The sequence below is a fragment of the Polaromonas sp. SP1 genome (assembly GCF_003711205.1).
Lineage (GTDB): Bacteria > Pseudomonadota > Gammaproteobacteria > Burkholderiales > Burkholderiaceae_C > Polaromonas.
Map to the genome: position 1 here is coordinate 1,099,721 of NZ_CP031013.1, position 19,124 is coordinate 1,118,844.

23 protein-coding genes and 1 pseudogene are annotated in these 19,124 nt (G+C 62.5%); 6 read left to right on the forward strand and 18 right to left on the reverse strand.

The window, feature by feature from the left end; all coding sequences use genetic code 11:
- The first annotated feature begins 88 nt into the window (after positions 1-88).
- Positions 89-997: a WYL domain-containing protein gene (locus tag DT070_RS05220; RefSeq protein WP_122954445.1), complete on the forward strand. Its 909-nt coding sequence runs from the start codon at positions 89-91 to the stop codon at positions 995-997.
- Between the two features lie 92 nt (positions 998-1,089).
- Here the strand turns inward: DT070_RS05220 and DT070_RS05225 are convergent, their stop codons facing one another.
- From DT070_RS05225 to DT070_RS05245, 7 genes and pseudogenes are all read right to left on the reverse strand, one after another.
- Entirely contained in the window at positions 1,090-1,518 is a 429-nt protein-coding gene (locus DT070_RS05225) for a DUF2513 domain-containing protein (RefSeq protein ID WP_122954446.1), read from the reverse strand.
- 70 nt (positions 1,519-1,588) lie between these two features.
- A complete protein-coding gene (locus DT070_RS21565) occupies positions 1,589-2,107 on the reverse strand; it encodes a hypothetical protein (protein WP_228778571.1) in 519 nt (172 codons plus the stop codon).
- A gap of 57 nt (positions 2,108-2,164) precedes the next feature.
- Positions 2,165-2,608 (reverse strand): annotated as a pseudogene (locus DT070_RS21750) (TniQ family protein); the annotation flags it as partial.
- A gap of 5 nt (positions 2,609-2,613) precedes the next feature.
- Positions 2,614-3,510 (reverse strand): TniB family NTP-binding protein, encoded by an 897-nt coding sequence (locus DT070_RS05235; RefSeq protein ID WP_122954448.1) that lies wholly within the window; start codon positions 3,508-3,510, stop codon positions 2,614-2,616.
- Entirely contained in the window at positions 3,510-4,670 is a 1,161-nt protein-coding gene (locus tag DT070_RS21570) for a Mu transposase C-terminal domain-containing protein (protein WP_228778570.1), read from the reverse strand. Before DT070_RS21570 ends, DT070_RS05235 begins: the two co-directional genes overlap by 1 nt.
- Positions 4,671-4,726: 56 nt before the next feature.
- Complete coding sequence (locus DT070_RS21575; protein WP_228778569.1) at positions 4,727-5,407, reverse strand: helix-turn-helix domain-containing protein; 681 nt, start codon at positions 5,405-5,407, stop codon at positions 4,727-4,729.
- Positions 5,404-6,051, reverse strand: coding sequence for a TnsA endonuclease N-terminal domain-containing protein (locus DT070_RS05245; protein WP_122954449.1), 648 nt, complete (start codon positions 6,049-6,051; stop codon positions 5,404-5,406). Before DT070_RS05245 ends, DT070_RS21575 begins: the two co-directional genes overlap by 4 nt.
- A 198-nt stretch (positions 6,052-6,249) precedes the next feature.
- Between DT070_RS05245 and DT070_RS05250 the strand changes: the two genes are divergently transcribed.
- Positions 6,250-6,942: an AraC family transcriptional regulator gene (locus DT070_RS05250; protein WP_122954450.1), complete on the forward strand. Its 693-nt coding sequence runs from the start codon at positions 6,250-6,252 to the stop codon at positions 6,940-6,942.
- Here DT070_RS05250 and DT070_RS05255 read toward each other — a convergent pair.
- The gene (locus DT070_RS05255; protein WP_122954451.1) at positions 6,939-7,145 is read right to left on the reverse strand and encodes a hypothetical protein; all 207 of its coding nucleotides are present in this window, start codon (positions 7,143-7,145) and stop codon (positions 6,939-6,941) included. The genes DT070_RS05250 and DT070_RS05255 overlap by 4 nt on opposite strands.
- Positions 7,146-7,372: 227 nt before the next feature.
- Here DT070_RS05255 and DT070_RS05260 point away from each other — a divergent pair, with 227 nt between their 5' ends.
- Complete coding sequence (locus DT070_RS05260) at positions 7,373-8,215, forward strand: DMT family transporter (protein WP_122954452.1); 843 nt, start codon at positions 7,373-7,375, stop codon at positions 8,213-8,215.
- Between the two features lie 35 nt (positions 8,216-8,250).
- Here the strand turns inward: DT070_RS05260 and DT070_RS05265 are convergent, their stop codons facing one another.
- From DT070_RS05265 to DT070_RS05310, 10 genes are all read right to left on the reverse strand, one after another.
- Complete coding sequence (locus DT070_RS05265; protein WP_122954453.1) at positions 8,251-9,576, reverse strand: cell wall metabolism sensor histidine kinase WalK; 1,326 nt, start codon at positions 9,574-9,576, stop codon at positions 8,251-8,253.
- Entirely contained in the window at positions 9,573-10,256 is a 684-nt protein-coding gene (locus DT070_RS05270; RefSeq protein ID WP_122954454.1) for a response regulator transcription factor, read from the reverse strand. The genes DT070_RS05265 and DT070_RS05270 overlap by 4 nt, the downstream gene beginning before the upstream one ends.
- A gap of 52 nt (positions 10,257-10,308) precedes the next feature.
- Positions 10,309-10,680: a hypothetical protein gene (locus DT070_RS05275; RefSeq protein WP_122954455.1), complete on the reverse strand. Its 372-nt coding sequence runs from the start codon at positions 10,678-10,680 to the stop codon at positions 10,309-10,311.
- Positions 10,677-11,078, reverse strand: a complete 402-nt coding sequence (locus DT070_RS05280) for a DUF4260 domain-containing protein (RefSeq protein ID WP_240642560.1) — start codon at positions 11,076-11,078, stop codon at positions 10,677-10,679. Before DT070_RS05280 ends, DT070_RS05275 begins: the two co-directional genes overlap by 4 nt.
- A 46-nt stretch (positions 11,079-11,124) precedes the next feature.
- The gene (locus DT070_RS05285) at positions 11,125-11,583 is read right to left on the reverse strand and encodes a Spy/CpxP family protein refolding chaperone (protein WP_122954457.1); all 459 of its coding nucleotides are present in this window, start codon (positions 11,581-11,583) and stop codon (positions 11,125-11,127) included.
- A gap of 223 nt (positions 11,584-11,806) precedes the next feature.
- On the reverse strand, positions 11,807-13,576 hold the full coding sequence (gene ptsP, locus DT070_RS05290) for a phosphoenolpyruvate--protein phosphotransferase (protein ID WP_122954458.1): 1,770 nt from the start codon (positions 13,574-13,576) through the stop codon (positions 11,807-11,809).
- A gap of 146 nt (positions 13,577-13,722) precedes the next feature.
- On the reverse strand, positions 13,723-13,992 hold the full coding sequence (locus DT070_RS05295) for an HPr family phosphocarrier protein (protein ID WP_122954459.1): 270 nt from the start codon (positions 13,990-13,992) through the stop codon (positions 13,723-13,725).
- On the reverse strand, positions 13,961-14,404 hold the full coding sequence (locus tag DT070_RS05300; protein ID WP_122954460.1) for a PTS sugar transporter subunit IIA: 444 nt from the start codon (positions 14,402-14,404) through the stop codon (positions 13,961-13,963). The genes DT070_RS05295 and DT070_RS05300 overlap by 32 nt, the downstream gene beginning before the upstream one ends.
- A complete protein-coding gene (locus DT070_RS05305; protein WP_122954461.1) occupies positions 14,401-15,720 on the reverse strand; it encodes an MFS transporter in 1,320 nt (439 codons plus the stop codon). Before DT070_RS05305 ends, DT070_RS05300 begins: the two co-directional genes overlap by 4 nt.
- 15 nt (positions 15,721-15,735) lie before the next feature.
- Positions 15,736-16,290 carry a hypothetical protein gene (locus DT070_RS05310; RefSeq protein ID WP_122957263.1) on the reverse strand — a complete coding sequence of 185 codons (555 nt, stop codon included), beginning with the start codon at positions 16,288-16,290 and terminating at the stop codon, positions 15,736-15,738.
- Positions 16,291-16,532: 242 nt separating this feature from the next.
- Between DT070_RS05310 and DT070_RS05315 the strand changes: the two genes are divergently transcribed.
- The 3 genes from DT070_RS05315 to DT070_RS05325 are packed head-to-tail and all read left to right on the forward strand — an operon-like array spanning position 16,533 to position 19,048.
- On the forward strand, positions 16,533-17,117 hold the full coding sequence (locus DT070_RS05315) for a hypothetical protein (protein ID WP_153976280.1): 585 nt from the start codon (positions 16,533-16,535) through the stop codon (positions 17,115-17,117).
- A gap of 30 nt (positions 17,118-17,147) precedes the next feature.
- Positions 17,148-18,332 carry a PAS domain-containing sensor histidine kinase gene (locus DT070_RS05320; protein ID WP_122954463.1) on the forward strand — a complete coding sequence of 395 codons (1,185 nt, stop codon included), beginning with the start codon at positions 17,148-17,150 and terminating at the stop codon, positions 18,330-18,332.
- Between the two features lie 56 nt (positions 18,333-18,388).
- Positions 18,389-19,048 (forward strand): response regulator transcription factor, encoded by a 660-nt coding sequence (locus tag DT070_RS05325; protein WP_122954464.1) that lies wholly within the window; start codon positions 18,389-18,391, stop codon positions 19,046-19,048.
- Positions 19,049-19,124: the final 76 nt, after the last annotated feature.

The window sequence follows — 19,124 nt, forward strand, 5'->3', positions numbered from 1 at the left end:
GACCTTTCAAGATATTTTGCGTTAGTATAGTCTAATGATTGAGAACATTAATAGCATTGCCATACTCGTCTGAAATGACCTACTCGTCATGATTGGTACAGATGTCGCTTGGCTCGACGATTTGAGCTTTGCCCAGAAGCAGCGCCTGCAGTTCATCGAGGCTCGGTTAATCTGGGATGGTTCTGTGCGCCGTGGCCAAGTCTGTGAGGTTTTCGATGTCACGCCCAACCACCTTTCACGTGACTTCAGGCGGTACCGACACCACCACGCCCATTCCTTGGAATACGACGTAGAGAAAAAGGCCTACACCCGAGGCCGCGACTTCAAGCCATTACTAGCTTCAGGCTCGGCAGAGGAGTATTTGTCACTGCTGCAGGCCTACAGCACCAGCAAATCGACTGCAGTAGTTCCCGCACTGGGTCAGGTCACCGCGGCGGAATCCATCATGCAGCCCACAGGCAGCATCGACCCGGAGGTCTTACGCTTAATAATGCTGGCGCTGCGCGAAGAATCGGGCCTTGCACTGACATACCAGTCGCTCAACGAACCGAATCCTGTGCCCCGCACCCTTTGGCCGCACACGCTAGTGTTCAATGGCGATCGCTGGCACGCCCGAGCCTTTGACGGCCGCCACAATGAGTTCAGGGATTTCGTACTGGCCAGATGCAGCCAGGCTAAGCTGGACCCAGTGGTAGCACCCTTAGCAGCCTCCGAAGACAAGGAATGGCACGAGGCGGAGACAGTGGATGTGATCCCTGCGGCGCGCCTATCGGCGAACCAGAAATCGGTAGTGGCACGGGAATTCGGAATGAAAGCCACCGGCGATGGAGAGTTTGTATGGTCCTCCTCCATCCGCAAGTGCTTGGTGCGCTACTTCCTGGTCCGCCACAGGCTAGAGGGTGGTGGTTCGACCACAAAGCAGGTGCCAGGGCAACACCCGTACTTAGCATTGAAAGATCCGCAGTTGGCGATTGCCTACAGGTTCGGCGGAGATTAAACAAACTCCTCAATCTCCTGATGCGCCACGGGCTTGTCGGCCAAGCCCAGCCGCATAACCGCGGTTGTGCGGTCTTTTCCGATTAAGCAGTATTAGCTGCCAAGTACAGATTTCAAGGCGACCTCTGCTAATCCTTTGACGGCATCTAAAGTCAGTTCAAGCCCTTTCGCCTTTGCGATGGACTTGATCTTTTCCCACACCGGCTTGGATCGCATTGTATCCAGCAGATCATGCCCCGCCATTGTCAGGCGCGGGCGAGACAACCCATAAAACACACCGGTGCTTCCATGGCGAACGGTAACGCCCTCTATGTATCCACTGTCTATGAGCATTTCAAGATGGCCAAAAACTCTTGCCTCTTGACGCTTATATTCAGCTCTCGCCTTCGCAAATTCGGCTTCGGACTGACCGGCTTGCCAAGTGGGCTCTTCGGTTACGCCTTCCAGCACTGCGACCTTGAAATCCCGCTCATCCTCGATAGCCAGCAGTTGTTCCCGTAGGAGATCCCAATCCCGTTTCATAAAGTCATCTCCTGCGAAACTTTTTTCGTTAGGAGATTATGGACGCAGGAGAGGGACATACTAAAAGCCTTCAACCTAAACGCCAGTCAGAAAAAATCTCTGCAACCTTCACGTAACTTTTTGGAGGATGCTTAAAACCTTTGAGAAGGTGGTTATAGCGTACGGCTTTGTCTCGCCAAGCTTGCCGCAAACGTGACTCCAAATCGAGCTCTAACCAGACCACTAGTTGCATCAGGTGATGACGCTCTACCAGAGATCGCGTCTCAAATGCAACTCGCTCCGGAACAGGACAAATGTCCTCCACGCCCAGTTGGTCGCAAATGTACTGACGCAGAGTGACAGTCTTGTATCGGGACGTCAACAAACTGCAAAGGTGATGCCTGACTCGCATCTCGTCCAGAATCAAACCCATCGACTCAGGCGCACGGCCACTATTCCTTATGCCTTGGCACAACCTCTTGTGCGATTCGCTTGCCTCCGCATCATATGAAATGATCGGCAGCGTCGCCGCGTTGCGCAGATCACACTTACATAGGTGACAGCTCGCGAAGGCGTCCGCATCCGGAACGCTGTCGTAACCAACGTCCATTCTGTGGAATGCAACTCCTGATCCGCATTGCGGACAGCGGTCATGCAGCATGCAGCCGTGCTGCGAACATATGGTATTGAACGATACGCGCCAGGCTTTGCGGAAATACGGTTGCGAGTCCTCCGCCAAGCAACTCCCGCAATACTGCATTCCGAATCCTTCCCTCTTTCGGTGGTACATCTGCAGGGTTTGCATCCACGGCAGTGCTCCGGACGTTTTAAACCGCGCATACAAGACTTCCTCATACACGCGTAACGTGGTTGCCTGCGCCGTATCAAGCGGTGTGCCCGTGCGGGCGCTTAACTCCGCCACAAGCCATGATGGCGCCAGACGATCTACATCACGATTCCAAACTTGGCGGCTGTTTCCAAATATCAGATTGCAAAAGGTCTGGACTTTCAGTCCATTTCCGTTGGCAAGTCTGACCAACCAGGACGATAACAACTCGTCAGGTAGCGGCTTGTAGCGGACCGGCCAAAGCAATGAGGTTGACCCCCTCATTGGAGCTATAGCCGTCGATGTTGCTTGCGCCGAGACGGCGGTACCCACCGCAGGGTTCCAATTCGCTCTAAGGTAATTTCCTCGACTCCAGACTTGATGGCATCGACCGCAAGCGCCTTGAATAGGTCACATATGTCCCCGAGTGTTCCTTCACTTCGCGTATGCAGCGCAAGCATCTTCGCCGGATCCTTCAGATTGGAAGGCTTCTTGAGCGGAGTACGGCTCTCCATGGTGATCAGCAAGGACCCGAAATCGGCATTTGCTTTCCACGTCGGCAGCTCCACAGGATAAAACCTGCTGGACATCTGTGGATCGGTAGCAAACGCGTTATAGGCGTCTTCGATGCCCGCCGCCACGATCACCACCTTAGTTTCATTACCCAAGCTCTTTAGCGCATTTCTGAAGTCCTTTTGTTTGTTGAGAGTCCCGGCTATTAGGTGATGAATTTCATCGAGGATGAGCATCCGGACACCGAGAGACTTGAACAGGCGTTTTATCTGAGAGAGTTTTTCTTGGGGTGGCGCCGTCGGTTTGTAAGGCGCCATCAGGGCGTCCAAAATTCTGGAGTAGAACGCCGAAATGTCCGGCGACGACGGACACTCGATCATGAGAACTGGGCAAACCGTCACTTCACTCTCAGGATCCAATAAGGGAGGGTGAAGGCTCACGAATCGCTCGAGAATCGACGTTTTTCCATTGTTGGACGGCGCTACCAACAAGATGTTCGGCATGCGCGTAACTTGGGGATAGGCCAAGAGGTCCTCTAGCTGGCTCACGGTTTCCTTAGCCAATGTGTAATTCACCCAAGTCCCCCCGCGAATGGCAAGGATGCGGTCCTGGTCGGAAGAGTTAATGAGGGCGAGGGCGGAATCTTTGAGGTGGGGAAATTCTGACTGCGTCACTAATCGTCCTCAAAGGGTTTGATCTCATCTGGGTTGTATCCGCGTACAGCAGTTGGCGGCTGCGTTGGTCCGGCCTGGCCAGAAACGGTGGGCAGGTCCTTCGCTTTGTCGTCTCGATTCTTGACGTGCTCGACTCGGCGCTGCTGCTCACGTCGGGCCGTCTTTGACTTGGCTGCCGCATCCGCTTCCAACGCGCGCTGCTCGGTGATGATGGCAAAAATGGCCTTTTCGTCATCGAGGGAGATGCCTTTTTCTTTAGCTCGACTCTGCCCATCGCGAAACTCCCAGATACTCACTGGAGGAAGACTCGAGTTGCGATACGGGATTGCGACATAACGCTGCGCGATTTCATCGAAGAAGTAGATCTCGCTGATGTCTCGTGGGTCTCGATGAAACCTAAATTTTCGGGTGTGCTTCGGAAAATCGGGATGAGGTGCTTTGATATACGGTCTCAGCAAGTCGTGGTAATAATGCACATCGATTAGCACGCCGTAAGCTTGCACCGTGCGCTCTTCAAACGGCATGAAGTTTATGCGTAATGCTTCCCCATCAAGCCGGCGCGCCGGCAATCCTCGACCTGGTTTGGTCTTCGTACCGAGCAGGCCCTCACGGTATTTCTGAAGCGGAGCCATGCCAATGCCATCGTGCCGCTGTAAGTGGTATCTGGCAAAGAACAGAATCAGCCACTTCTCGATCTCGGCGAACGTCATGCAGGCGTTACCTTCTGCGTCGTACTCGCCTCTCTCTTCTGGTCCTGAGAACGTCGAACCTTTGACCGATTTCAAGCCCTGCGTGACTGTGCCCATCAAACGTTCGATATGAGCGCCGTAGCGAGGTGTTTTGACCGGTCGCAGATGCACGTCTATGTCGTACTGGCGGCAAGCCACCTTCAGCATATCTCCGCGGAACTCGCGTGCATTGTCCAAATGAAGCGCGCTCATCACTCCCCAGAAGGGCCACTCCACAGTTGTGACAGATCTCCGCAGCAGCCATTCCTCTTTCGGCATGATGGCGTGGGAAATGCACATGCCGGCCGACATGGCCGAAGGCGGGTCTAGAGAAAGGTACATACCCAAGCAAACCCGGCTATTCACGTCGATAGCCAAGGTGATCCAAGCTCGATTTATCGGCTTGCGATGGACATCGTCGACGATGATCACTGGGAGCAATGTGTGATCCATCTGCACCATGGCCAACGGCCAGTCAGCATCCGGTATTACGCCCTTGATTGGATCATGACGATCATGGGCGGCTGCATTGCCCTCTCGACTTTTGGTGCGTGCTCGGCCCTCTGTGTCGGCCAAACGCCTTCGCATAGTGTTTTCGGCTGGGGCGGTAACCCAGCGTTCACACAGAGCCGGCGGATTTCCGTGAACGCTTCTTCTTTTGAAGGTTTTTGCTCTGTATCGTAAAAACTTTCTTGTACGGATTTGATGATTGCTTCGACTTCTGGACGAAGCCTGCCGACCCCCTTGCCGCCACGCAAGGTTTTTCGATCCAAAAGTGACGACAGCAAGCCGGTATTTCTGAAGTCCAAAGCCCATCTGTAAACCGTGGCCCGACTCACATCGGCCTCTTCAGCGACTTTCTCGGCAGCAGCGTGACCATACCGATTGCTCAGCAATGGCTGAATAAGCTGGCGCCGAGACTCCGCTGCTGCCCACTCCTCATCAGAAACCGCCCTCAGATCGATATCGGAGGGCGAAAGAGAGCTAGAGGCCTCCACTACATTTGGCAGACTCATGTCGCCAATCTTGAGAAGAACGCTTTGGCCGGTGAGGACGTCTTTGGCGATCGCGAGGTTGATATCGGCGATGGCGATTACCACGTAGTCACGGCCATTGTTCGTTACTGTCGTGCCCTCGGTCACCCAAAGCTGAGTCTTCGGTTGTGTCACTCTTTGCTCTCCGGCAGCCACAGGGGAACATCACCGGTGAATGGCACCTCCAGATTGGTTACCAGCTGCTTGGTCAAGAGCATCGACCAGATGACTGGCAGCCATCGCAGCTTCTCTTCTTCGCTTGCGGCTAAGGAATTCAGCAAAGTTGAGGAAGAGTTCACCACGGTAAAGCAGCGCAAAACTTGTGCGACTTCCTGCTCAGTGGGGGTTGAGTTGCGATATTCCCGTAGGAACTTGAGGTTGGAGAGCCGTGATGTGCGAATTTGGGTTTCGTCCCTGATCACGAATTCCCAGCCTCGCGCCTGAGCGAACTGGGTCGCGGCAGCAAACTTGGGGGCGTACTTTTGCTTGTTCCGCTCCAAGTCTTCTAAAGTTTTCACCTCGATCAGTTGCGACCGTGGCGGCGGGTCTGAGTTTGTTTTGTAGTGGACCAATACGTCAGGGACATAACCGTTGCGAACGCCTGGGACTGGAATACGCACTGGCTGTACATCGAAAGATGTAACCGAATCGTCAAACTCAAGCAGCAGAAGGTGGTCTTTTTCGAGCAAAGACTCGAAACCACGCATCTTGTCATTCTTTTGGCTAGCAAAGCCTCCAGTCACAACCAGGTAGTTTTTGGGAATTTTGCGAGCTTGCATTAAGCTCAGTCTATCCCGAGAAAAAACCAGTCTCACTAACTGTTGAAGATTGTCTCACTAACTGTTAATGGAAATGAGCCGTTTTATGCCACATTGTCTCAAATCAAGTGAAGGCTTCACAGTGGCCGACAAGGCAGACGCGGCCATCGCCGCCCTCTGACCCGCCGCGAAATCAGGCGAGAAAGCCGGCCTGCGCTGATGAACGCACCCAGCCTCTCCTTGCGCCGCTACGGCGCCTCGCACGGCAGCCACGCGCATGCGCACTTCCAGGTGCTGCTGGGCCTCGAAGGCGTGCTCGAACTCGAAGTGCAAGGCCGCGGGCGCCGCATCGCGGCCGGCCAGGGCTGCGTGATCGCGCCCGGTGAGCACCATGATTTTGAATCCCGCGAAGGTGCCCGCTGCCTGGTGCTCGACACCAAACAGGCCGGCTGGGCCCGTTGCGCGTATGACCCGGCCCACAGCGCGCAGGCCCTGGCACTCGGCAACTACCTGGCGCATGCCTTGCAGCAACGCGGCAGCCTCGCACAGCACTACGGCCCCGCTTTGCTGCTGGAGGCCTGGCAGTCTCTGCCTTCAGCGTCAACGCCCACGCGTTACCAGCGCCCCATCCACTGGGAGCAACTGGCGACGTGGACGCAACAACGCCTGCACGAGCCGCTCAGCGTGGCGCAATTGGCCGCGCAGGTGTTCTTAAGCCCGACGCAGTTCGCCACGCGCTGCCGGCGCGAAACCGGCCTCAGCGTGATGCAGTGGCTGCGCCGCCAGCGGCTGGCGCTGGCCGTGCAGCTGCGCGGCCGCGGCATGAGCGTGGCCGACACGGCGCTGCACTGCGGCTACCAGTCGCCGTCGGCGCTGACCGCCGCCCTCAGGCGGCAGTCAACCGACGCTTAATAACGATTCGGATTGTTCGGCCGGCGGTCGTAGCGGTTGCTCACGCCGTCACCATCGCGGTCATAGCGGGGGCCATACGCGGGGCCAGGCGCCGGGCCGCCGCGGTACTGCGGCCCATGGCCGTCATAGACCGGGTAGGCCACGCAGCCCGACAAGGCCATAAAGCCCACGAGCGAGAGCAAGAGGATGGAAAGCTTTTTCATGAGGGTCTCCTTGTGTTCAATCTGTCATCTGTTCAAAACATCTGCACCCTCATTGAACGCCCGGGCCACGCCGCCAAGGTGTCCGGCGTGCGCCCGCAAGGTGAAGCTGGTTACCGGATGTAGGTTGACGCGTAGGACGAGCCGCCGTGTCGATGAAACCGTCGTTGCACGGCAACAGACCGTTGTTGCGCGACGATGCCGGTCCCAGCGGCTTTTAAGCTTGCGGCATGCCAGCCAATCTTTATGCACTGGGCGCCATCGCCCTCTGGGCCCTGCTTGCTTCGCTCGGGGTGTCACTCAAACACGTGCCGCCGTTTTTGCTGACCGGCGTTGCGCTGCTGACCGGCAGCGCGCTGGCCTTGCCCTTTGTGCTGCGTGACCGCGCGCAATGGAGAATCCCGGCCGCCACGCTGGCGCTCGGCGTCTATGGCCTCTTCGGCTTTCACTTCCTGCTCTTTATCGCACTGCGGCATGCACCGGCGGTTGAGGCCAACCTGGTCAACTACCTCTGGCCGCTCTTCATGGTGGTGCTGGCGCCGCTGTTCCTGCGCGATGTGCGCTTGCGCACCGTGCATGTGGCCGCGGCCCTGCTGGGATTTGCCGGCGCAGCCATTGCGATCCTCGGGGCTGGAAGCGGCGCGACTTCGGCCGGCGGCTGGTCGTGGGGCTATTTGCCGGCGCTCGGCTCGGCCTTCATCTGGGCCAGCTACTCGTTGCTGACACAACGCGTGCCGGCCTTCCCCACCGCAGCCATCGGCCTCTTCGGCCTGGTGTCGGGCCTGCTCTCGTTGCTGTGCCACTGGGCACTGGAGCCTGCGGCCGTGCTGTCCGCGCAAGACTGGCTGCTGCTGGCCGTGATGGGACTGGGCCCGCTGGGCGCGGCCTTCTTCCTCTGGGACAAGGCCCTCAAGCTGGGCGATGCTCGGCAGATCGGCATCCTGAGCTACCTCACGCCGCTGGGCTCGACCGCGCTGCTGATGCTGGTGAGCGGCCGCGCGTTGACGTGGAGTATCGGCCTCGCAGCGGTGATGATCATCGGCGCGGCCTTGCTAGGAACAAGGGCCAAATAGCCCTCCAGCCCAATACCCGTCTTGGCAAGCAGCTATCAATTCCATAGCACCTGCACTGCCAGCCCCGGCGCCGCATTGCGCACCTGCAGCTGCGCGCCATGCGCCTCGGCCACCAGCCGGCACAAATACATGCCCAGGCCGACGCCGCCTGTTGCGCGCTGGCGGGCGCCGTCGGTGCGGTAAAACGGTTCGGTCAAACGCTCGATCTGATCCGGGTCCACGCCCGGACCGAAATCGCGCACTTCCAGCGACACGCCGCCTTCGGCCGCCTGCAGCGACACCTGCGGCGGCTGGCCGGCATCCGCGCTGTAACGCAGCGCGTTGTCGAGCAGGTTGCGCACCAGCAGGCGCACACGCGTGCGGTCCAGCGCGAGGGCGGGCAAGCCCGGCGCCAGGTCCAGTTGCACATGCACGGCGGCGGGCATTTCCGCCGCCACTTCGCGCACCAGCGCGGCCAGGTCGGTTTCTTCACGGCGCAGCGCCGCATGCGGGCTGGCCAGGCGTTCGCTTTCGAGCAGATCGCTGATCAGGTCGCGCATCTCGCCGAGGTCGCGCAGCAGCGCGTCGCGTTCGCGCGGTGCGCTGCCTTCGCCGGATGCGGGCAGCAGTTCGGCATTGAGCCGCGCGCGCGTCAGCGGCGAGCGCAGCTCATGGCTGAGCGCCAGCAGCAGCCCGCGCTTGGCGTTGAGCATGTCTTCGATGTCCAGCGCCATGGTGTTGATGCGCTGCGCCAGCTCGCCCAGCTCATCGCGCCGGCGCAGCGGAATGGGCTTGTCGAACACGCCGCGTCCAAAGCGCTCGGCCCCGGCGCGGATGTCGTCCAGCGGGCGCAGCAGGCGCCGCACATAGGCATAAGCGCCAATCAGCAAGCCCAGCAGCAGCGCCAGCGTGATCCAGCCGAACATGCCGTGCGGCGCGCCCTGCCACGGAATGGTGCCGGGGCCGAAGATGACGCGGTGGCCGTCGGCGGTGGTGCGGCTGAGCCAGTCGTTGGCACGGCCTTCAAAAAACTTCAGCTTGCGGTCGGGCTTGTCGGGATGCGACTGCCAGTTCACCGTGGGCCCTTCAATGCGAATCGAAATCGGCAGCCGCGCGGCCAGCGCCTGCGCACGGCCTACGTCGGGCGGCGAGCCCAGGTCGGCCACCAGCCGGTCCATGTAGTCGGTGATGAGCGGTTTGGCCGCGTCGCGCCAGCCGGTGGAAAAGGCGCGCTGCATGCCGCCCATAAACACCGCGCCCATGCACAGCGCCAGCAGCAAAAACACCGTGATCAGCCGCAGCCGCAGCGAATGGCCCCAGCGGTGGCGCCAGCGCTTGGGCCGTGAATAGCCACACACCGCTTCGCGGCGCCAGCGCCTCATGGCGCACCCGCCTTGCCCACCGCCAGCGCGTAACCCGCGTTGCGCAGCGTCTTGATGCAGTCCAGCGGCTCGAGTTTTTTGCGCAGGCGGCTTACCACGATGTCGACGGCGCGGGTGTACAGGTCCACCTCGTGGCCGCGCAGTCGGTTGAGGATGTCGTCACGGCTGAACACCTTGCCGGGGTCGGCCGCCAGCAGGGCCAGCAACTCAAACTCGGTGCCCGTCAGCTCGACCTTCTCGCCCAGGCGCTGCACCTCGCGCGTTTGCAGGTCGATCACCAGGCCCTGGAACTCGCGGCGCTGGCCGGCAGGCGGCACGGCGCGCTGGCGGCGCAAGATGGTCTGCAGGCGCGCGACCAGCTCGCGCGGCTCAAAGGGCTTGGGCAGGTAGTCGTCGGCGCCCAGCTCCAGCCCGACCACGCGGTCCATCACGTCGCCGCGCGCGGTCAGCATGATGACCGGGATATCGCTTTCCTTGCGGATCTCGCGGCACAGCGCAAAGCCGTCCATCTCCGGCAGCATCACGTCGAGGATGGCCGCGTCGTACGCGCCGGCGCGCAGCCGGGCCAGGCCTTCGCCGGGGCGCAGCGCGCTGTCCAGCACAAAGTCAAAACGCGCGAAGTACGCGGCCAGCGGCGCAGCCAGGTGCTCGTCGTCGTCGATCAGGAGGATGCGGGGCATGGGGCCATCATAAGAAACCGGCGCGCCGGCAGGGAAAACGCTGGGGCAACGCTCATGCAGGCACCCGGCGCGCAAAGCGCAGTCCCGCCAGCAGCAAGGCAAGCAGGGCCACATGGAACACCACATCCGGCGCCGACTGCGGGCCGATGCCGGCGGCGATGGTAAACACGCCCACCAGCGTGCCGATCAAGGCGAAAGCCTGGGCCAGCAGCGCCAGCTTGCGCGTGCGGCCGGGCCACACCAGGCTGAGCGCCCACGCCGTCAGTAACACCGCCGCGATCACGGCTTCGGCAACGCGGGCCTGGCTGTGGGCATGGCCCAACAGCAGCAGGCCGCCATGGACCAGTGAAGCCGCCACCAGCAAACCGGCTTCGAGCAGCAGAAAACCGCGAAGCGCCCCGACCGGGGGGTGGGCAGCGTTCACCACGGGTCTTTGCGCCCCAGGCGGCCCAAGTGGGTGTGCCCAAAGCCCGAGTCGTACTTCAGGCCGTAGCCCAGCATGCGGTCAAAGCCGATGTGCGCGCACCAGACCAGCCCCACCGCCAGCAGCATGGGCATGCCGCCGAGGACGCCTGCGGCCAGCAAGCCCATAGCGCCTAAATAAGAGTGCATGGCGTTGTAAGCCCACGCGCCCGCGCGCGGCCCCGCCAGGTAGGCCAGGAAGGACACGTCCGGCAGCAGGAAGAGCGCGGCAAACCAGCCCCAGCCTGCGCCGAATTGCGCATACGCGGCCACGGCGGCGGCCAGCACCACCAGCCCTTCGGCGCGCAGCAGCAGCCGCACCCCGCCGGCGACGCTCCCCGGCTCGGCTACGGTGCTCACGCGCTGCACGGCCTGCCGCGGGCGCACGGTGGGGAGGAAAACCGCCTCAGCCACGGTAACCCCAACGGCGGCCGCGCTCCATGAAGTCGCGCACTTTTTGCTGCTGCTCGGGTTTCAGGTTGTCAAAGAAGTCGGCGGCGGCGGCAATGACGTCGGGGCTGCCGGACTGCAGCGCGGCGGTTTTCTCGTCGATCAGTTTTTTGGCGCCGGCCTGGTCGAGTTTTTCGCCGGCAAAGAGGCCGCGGAAGGCGTCACGCGGCTCGGTCGTGCCGCGCAGGGCCGTGCGCTGGGCCTGGAGTTTTTCGGCCAGCACATTCAGCTTTTGTTTTTGTGCGGCATCCAGGTCCAGGCGCGAGCCGACTTTCTCGACCATGCGGGCGCGCGCCTCGGGTGAGCCGGCATCGCCGCGCCAGCCATGGCCGCCGTGCGAGCACGCACCCAGGCTGCCGACGATGAGCGCCCCGCCGAAAAGGCCGAGCAGGGTTTTTTTGATGATGCGTTTCATGAGAGAGCCTTGAGGAAGTTTTGAGGTTTCCCATGGTGCTCATAGACGGCAGGTCAGTGTTTGCGGGCCGGTTGCGGCGTGTTTCGCTTTGTTTCGGCGGCGGGCGATCAGGCGCCGGTGCTTGCCCGGATTTTTAAGCGATTTTGGCCTCCAGCCCAATCAGCGTATAGACTTTGCGCTATATTTTTAATAGCAGATCTTGGCCGTACGCCCCGGCGGACCGTCAGGCCTGCAACAGCGCCGCCGGGTCTTCGCTGGCCAGCACCTGCTCGGCCCAGGCCTGCAGCTTGCCGGCGTCGGCGCGCAGGATCTGCTGCTTGACCGCCAGGATCTGCGACGGGTGCATGGAAAAGCTGCGCAGGCCCAGGCCCAGCAGCAGGCGCGTCATGCTGGTGTCGCCGGCCATCTCACCGCAGACGCTCACGCCCTTGCCTTGCGCGTTGCACTCGGCAATGGTGTCGGCCACCAGGCGCAGCACGGCCGGGTGGCAGGGGTCATACAGGTGCGACACGGCTTCGTCGGCACGGTCGATGGCCAGCGTGTACTGGATCAGGTCGTTGGTGCCGATCGAGAGGAAATCAAAGTACTTGAGGAAGAGCTTGAGCGTGAGCGCGGCCGCCGGGATTTCGATCATCGCGCCCAGCTGCACCGGGCCGTAAGGGATGCCCTGGTTGTCCAGCATCACGCGCGCATGGTCGATCAGCGACATGGTCTGGCGGATCTCGCTGGCGTGCGCCAGCATGGGCACCAGCAGGTTGACCTGGCCGTGCGCGGCGGCGCGCAGGATGGCGCGCAGCTGCGTGAGGAACATCGGCGGGTCGGCCAGGCTCCAGCGGATGGCGCGCAGCCCCAGCGCGGGGTTGAGCTGGCCGTCCTGCGCGCGGCCGGCGAGTTTGTCGAGCGGCTTGTCGGAGCCGATGTCCACCGTGCGGATGGTGACCGGCAGGCCGTGCATGCCTTCAATCGCCTTGCGGTAGGCCTGGTACTGCTCTTCTTCGCCGGGCAGCTTGCCGGTGCGGCCCATAAAAAGGAACTCGCTGCGAAACAGCCCCACGCCGACAGCGCCGGCCGCCACCGCGCCCGCGGTGTCTTCAGGCATTTCGATGTTGGCCAGCAGCTCGACGCGCTGCCCGTCGATGGTCAGCGCCGGCGTGTTCTTCAGGCGGTTCAGGCGCTGGCGCTCGAGCTCGCCCTGGCGCTGCTTGAAGCCGTACTCGGCCAGGATGATGGGCGACGGGTCGACGATGAGCACGCCGGCATCGCCGTCGATGATGACCCAGTCGTCCTGCTTGATCAGCTGGCTGGCGCTGCGCGCGCCCACCACGGCCGGGATGTCCATGCTGCGCGCCACGATGGCGGTGTGCGAGGTCTTGCCACCCACGTCGGTGGCAAAGCCGGCAAAAAGGCTTTGCTTGAACTGCAGCATGTCTGCCGGCGAGATATCGTGCGCCACCAGCACCAGCGGCACGTCGGTGGTGTCGTCCAGCAGCAGGTCCTGCTGCGACAGCTTGCGCCCCGCACCGGCCTGGGCCGCGGGCTGCACCGGCGAGGCCACGCCCTTCATGTGGCGCAGGATGCGCTCGACCACCTGCTCCAGGTCGGCCTTGCGCTCGCGCAGGTATTCGTCTTCCATGTCGTCGAACTGGCGCGCAATGATTTCGTATTGCGTGGTCAGCGCCCATTCGGCGTTGTAGTGGCGGTCGGTGATCCAGTGCTTGACGCCGCTGATCAGCTGCTCGTCCTGCAGCAGCATCAGGTGCACATCCAGCAGCGCGGCCAGCTCGTGCGGCGCATCCTTGGGCAGGTCCTGCTGCAGGCGCGTGATCTCTTCCATCACCGCGTTGCGCGAAATCCGCACGCGCGTGATCTCGTCGGCCGACTTGTCGTCCTCAATGAAATAGTGCGCCACATCGGCGCGGCTCGAAGCCACGAGCACGGCACGGCCAATCGCGATCCCGCGCGACACTGCAAGGCCATGCACAGAAAAAGTCACAGACGTTCCTCCACACCAAGCCGCGATGCGAAGCGAGCCGGGTAAAGCCAGTCCGAGACGCGGAACCGGCTTTGCCGGGCCGCAGGCGGGGCGGCCCCCTCGGGGGGCAGGAAGTTACACGAAGTGAACGACCGTGGGGGCGTCATTTACTCGCCTTCCCCAAATTTATCTGCAATCAATGCCAGGATCGCATCCATCGCCGCCTGCTCGTCATTGCCGTTGGTTTCGACTTCCACCGTGCTACCCAGCCCGGCGGCCAGCATCATCACGCCCATGATGCTTTTGGCGTTGACGCGGCGCTCGCCCTTGCTCATGAAGACCTCGCAGCCAAAGCTGCCGGCGAGTTTGGTGAGCTTGGCGGAGGCGCGGGCGTGCAGGCCCAGCTTATTGTTGATGGTCGTGCTGGTCTTTATCATGATTTCTGCGTACCTGGTTCTGCGGTGCGGTGATGGCCACCTGCATCACGCCCTGCGTGGCCCCGACCAGCGCCCGGGCCACCAGCGCGTCGAGCGACTCGTGGCGGTAAGACACCGTGCGCAGCAGCATGGGCAGGTTGATGCCGGTGATGAGTTTGGAATGAACGCCGTCGACCAGCTTTTGCGCCACATTGCAGGGCGTGGCGCCGAACACATCGACCAGCACCAGCGCATGCGAGGTGCCCAGCTGCGCCAGCATGATGCGGGCCTGGGCCAGCGTTTCCTCGGGCGGCATGTTGGGCTGCACGTCCAGTGCGGCCACGCCGGGTGCGTTGTCGGGGAACACATGCAACACGCACTGGCGCAAGGCCGAGGCCAGCGGAGCGTGGGCGATGATGAAAATGCCGTTCATGGGTTGGAGGGTTCTGGTGAATTATCGGCGCGGACACTGAGGAAATACCCATATGAGGCGATACAACAACACAAAAACACTCCCATCGCCGCCTGAAAGCTCGCCACCTGCGCCAGGCCCATGGCCGCAAACACATCAATCAAGAGGCCGATGCCCCACTGCACGGTGAACACGCCGGCAAAGATCATGAGGTTGTAGGCCGACAGCGCCCGGCCCGCCAGCGAAGGCCTGAAGGCCATGCCCACCGCGGGTTGCGCCAGCCCCATGACGCTGCAGCCCATGCAAAACAGCGCCCAGCCCAGCCAGCCGGTGGAGGTGCCGGCGGCGATGTTGACGGCCAGCACGATGAGGCTGAAAGGCGTTCCCCAGGCAATCAGCCGCGTGGCATGCCAGCCCTGCCGGGCCAGCCAGGGGTTGACCATGCCCCAGCTCCAGAAGGTCGCCAGCATGGTGGCGTTGATATAGAAGAGGCCGGTCGCGGCCTCCAGCGGCGTGTAGCCCGCGACGCGGATCATCCACGGCCCCGCCCACAAGGTTTGCACGGCGACCAGGCCGCCGTAGTTGAAGAAAGCCAGCGGCGTCATCTTGCGGAAATAGCGGCTGCGCCAGATGGGCGCGTAGCCGGCGTCTGCGTCTGCGGCCGCAGGTGCAGCGGCATCGACGCTTTCGTGCTTCTTGTTGAGCTGCCACGTCGGCACAACCCAGGCCAACGCGGCCATCGACAGCAAAAGCATCGCCGCCAATATCCAGAACAGCGGCCGCCAGCCCGTCAGCGGCATCAACCACTGCACCGGCAAAGTCGAGGCCAGCATGCCGAGCGAGCCCGTCATCAACATCCACGAATTGGCGCGCAGCACCGTCGCCGGCTCATACCAGCGGCGGTAGCCGGTCAGCGGCGCCATCAGGCAGGCGCTGACACCCATGCCCACCAGCACGCGTGAGGCCAGCAGCCAGGCAAAACTGGTCGACAGCGAAAACGCCAGGCAACCCAGCACCGACACCGCGAGGAAGCACAGGATTACGCGTTTGGGGCCATGGCGGTCCAGCCAGGTGCCCAGCGGCAGCTGCGTGGCGGCAAAGCCTAGAAAGTAGCCGCCCGCCAGCAGGCCGAGGTCACGCGCATGCAGCGAGAACTCCTGCGTCAGCACCGGCGCCAGCGTGGCCGTGATGGCCCGCACCAGCGCCGAGCAGAAATACGCCGCGGCAAACGCCAGGAAAACAACCGCACCGGTTTTGGCGTCCAGCCGGCCGGGTTCAGCGCCGGCTTGCGGGGGGCTGGGCGGCAAAGTCTGCAAGGAGGCGTCTGCGGTGGTCATGAAATCAATCGTGTTTTATTCAAACTTGAGGCTGGAAAAAAACGTCTCGGCCACTTCGGGTGTGATGCGCGGCGAATACATCACCACCTGGAACACCTGCGAGCCCTGCGCAAAGTAGGCGGCCTGCCCGCTGACCGGCTTGCCGTCGGGGCCCTGGCCCTCCGCCTTGACCAGCGAAGCGGGCGGCAGCGCAGCGGCGCCGGGAAGTTTGAGCGGCGTCACCTGCGGCGCAGCGCCCGCCTTCATATTGGCCAGCGTCAGGCTTTGCCACTGCGCGAGCACAGGCGCCGCCTTCGCCGCATCACCGATATCCGCCACGGCCACCGCAAACGTGGCGCCACCCGCATCACACCCCAGCATGGACAGCGGCGTCGCCGGCCCGCCCAGCGGCACGATTTTTTGCGCCTTGTCGGGCTTGCAGGGCAGCAGCAGGGCCAGGCGCGTGCCCTCGGGCCGGACTTCGCGCCAGTTCAGGGCGGGGCTGCAGGCCGTCAACATGGCGATGGCCGTCAAAAGGGCAGCGGCCAGCCGCGTCGATGGATGGGCAGCACCCCCGGAATTCGTAAGCATGCCTTCGACTTTACAGCGATTCATGCACCAGCCTGCGCCTGGCGTGGCAGCCTGGCCGGTTTTCGCACCGCTTTGGCGCACCTGGCCCGCCAGGGCTTGCACCAAGCTGGGCACGTTGCTTGCTCATGATGGGCATGCACCCGGAACCCGTATGGAGGAAATTCAGAACGTCGCGCTCAACGGCGCGACCCTGCAGCCGCGGCCGCCAGGGCAAACACCCTGGCTTGATAAGCTCGGCAATGATGAACTTCAAACCATACCCCTTCATGGCCGCGATGCTGTTATGTGCTGCAAACCCCGTTTCGGCTCTGGAGCTCCAGAACCAGAATTTCAGCGACGACGAAATTTTCTCGGCGGTCGTCAACAGGTTTAAAAAGCCGCTTCAACACCGCTTCAACCCGGCCGCCGAGGGCGAGCGAAAGCCGCTGCTGGTGCTGGGCCCGGCGCTCAAGTTCGGCAAAAAAATGCAGTCCCAGACTTTTACCCACCTGACGCAGCAAGAGCTGGTAGCGCAGCAGCAGGCCGTTTTTATATGGATAGAGAAAGCGGCCCCGGATCCTGAGCGCAGCGCACTCTACGTGAACTACGACATCCCGAGCAACGCGTCTTTCGGCGTGTTGAAGGTTTACCCCAAAGACGGCGCACTGGTGGCTGAAAGTCACGACAGCTTTCGCTCATCCTCAGGCGCCAGGGCCACCTACGGCAAGCTCTACAAAGGCGTGGCCTGCCAGGACAACACCGAAATGGCGTATCGCTGGAACTACTACGCGCGCAGCGGCTCAGGCGGGCGTTGCCCTGAGGCGATGTTTACCGAATTCACGGACTGACCGGGTCCTTCAACCCGCCGAGTTACGCCCATGCCCGCCCCCGCCCACCTTCCCGGCGCCAACCAGCCCGTCTGGCGCGACAAGCTGTCGCAGCTGCTCGAATCCACCGGCGAGGGCATTTTCGGCATCGACATGGACGGCTGCTGCACTTTCATCAACCGCGCCGGCGCCGAACAGCTGGGCTACGCGCCCGCCGACGTGCTGGGCCACAACATGCATGAGCTGGCGCACCACTCGCATGCCGGCGGTGCGCATTACCCCGAGCACCTGTGCCCCATCTTCAACGCCTTTCGCAAGGCGCTGCCTTGCCGCATCGACACGGAGCTCTTCTGGCGCAAGGACGGCAGCGCGTTTGCCGTCGAATACTCGTCGCACCCCATCGTCGAAGGCGGCGTGGTACAGGGCGCGGTGGTGACCTTTGTCGATATCTCGGCGCGCCGCCAGGCCGAAGACGCGCTGCGCCAGGCGCATGCCGTGCTGGAGCAGCGCGTGAGCGAGCGCACGCAGGCGCTGTCGGAGGCGCTGCAGCACCTGCGCGAACTCACCGCCTACACCCACACCGTGCGCGAGGAAGAGCGCACCCGCATCGCGCGCGAGGTGCACGACGAACTCGGCAGCCTGCTGGTGGCGCTGAAGATGGACGTCGGCTGGCTCGACAAACGCCTGGGCGAACAACAGCAACGCGAGCCCGTCGCCGCGCAGGCCATGCGCGACACGATGCGCAGCAAATGCCAGAACATGGGCCGGCTGATTGAAAGCGCGGTCGACAACGTGGGCCGCATCATCACCGACCTGCGCCCCAGCATCCTCGACCACCAGGGCCTGTGGGCCGCACTCGACTGGCAGGCGCATGAGTTTGTGCAGTCGGCCGAGCTGGCGCTGGACTGGCAGATGGACGTGGCCGACGCCGCGCCGCTGCCCGAGCCTTCGGCGATTGCCATCTTCCGCATCTTCCAGGAAATGCTCAGCAACGTGGGGCGGCACGCCGCCGCCAGCCGGGTGGCCATCACCATACAAGCCACGGCCGATCACATCAGCATCGCCGTGCAGGACAACGGCCGCGGCGCCGAAGCCGCCGCCTTTGAAGCGGCCAATGCCTACGGCGTGATGGGCATGCGCGAGCGCGCACGGCACCTGGGCGGCAGCCTGGAGATTTCAAGCCAAATCGGCCTCGGGTCCAGGTTCCACCTGGGCATACAGCTATCAAATCAATAGCAATCAAGCCCTTTCCCCACCGTTCCCAACCTTTCCCCCACCTTGCCCGGCCCACCATGACCTCCCTCAAAATCCTGATCGGCGACGACCACCGCATCGTGCGTGAAGGCCTCAAGCAGGTGCTGGCCGATGCGCCTGACATTGAAGTGGTCGCCGAGGCTGAAACCGGCCCCGACATCCTGCAGCGCGTCGACGCGCTGGGCGGCGACAAAGGATTGAGCGCGGTGCTGCTGGACATCGCCCTGCCCGACCGCGACGGCCTGGACGTGTTGCAGGCGCTGAAAAAAAGCTGGCCCCGCCTGCCGGTGCTGATGCTCAGCACCTACCCCGAAAAGCAATACGCGGTGCGCTGCATCAAGCTGGGCGCGGCGGGCTACCTCAACAAAAGCGCCAACCCCGACGACATGATTGCCGCGGTGCGCAAGGTGGCGTCGGGCGGCCTTTACGTTTCAGCCGCCACGGCCGAAGCGCTGGCCAGCGCGGTCGGCGGCAGCGGTGGGCGCAGCGGCGCTGAAGCCCTGTCGCACCGCGAGCACCAGGTGTTCCGGCTGCTCACGGCCGGCAAGTCCGTCGGCGAGATCGGCACGCAGCTGGGCCTGGCGTCCAACACCGTCAGCACCTACCGGCTGCGCATCCTTGAAAAAACCGGCGCCAAAAACGATGTGGAACTGGCGCTGTATGCCGAGCGCCACGCCAAAACACCGGCCGGCGCCTGATCGCGGCACGTCGCGGAACATCGCGGCACGTCGCACGCCCTTGTCATACGGCCGCTCGGGCGCCCGTTGACCGGCC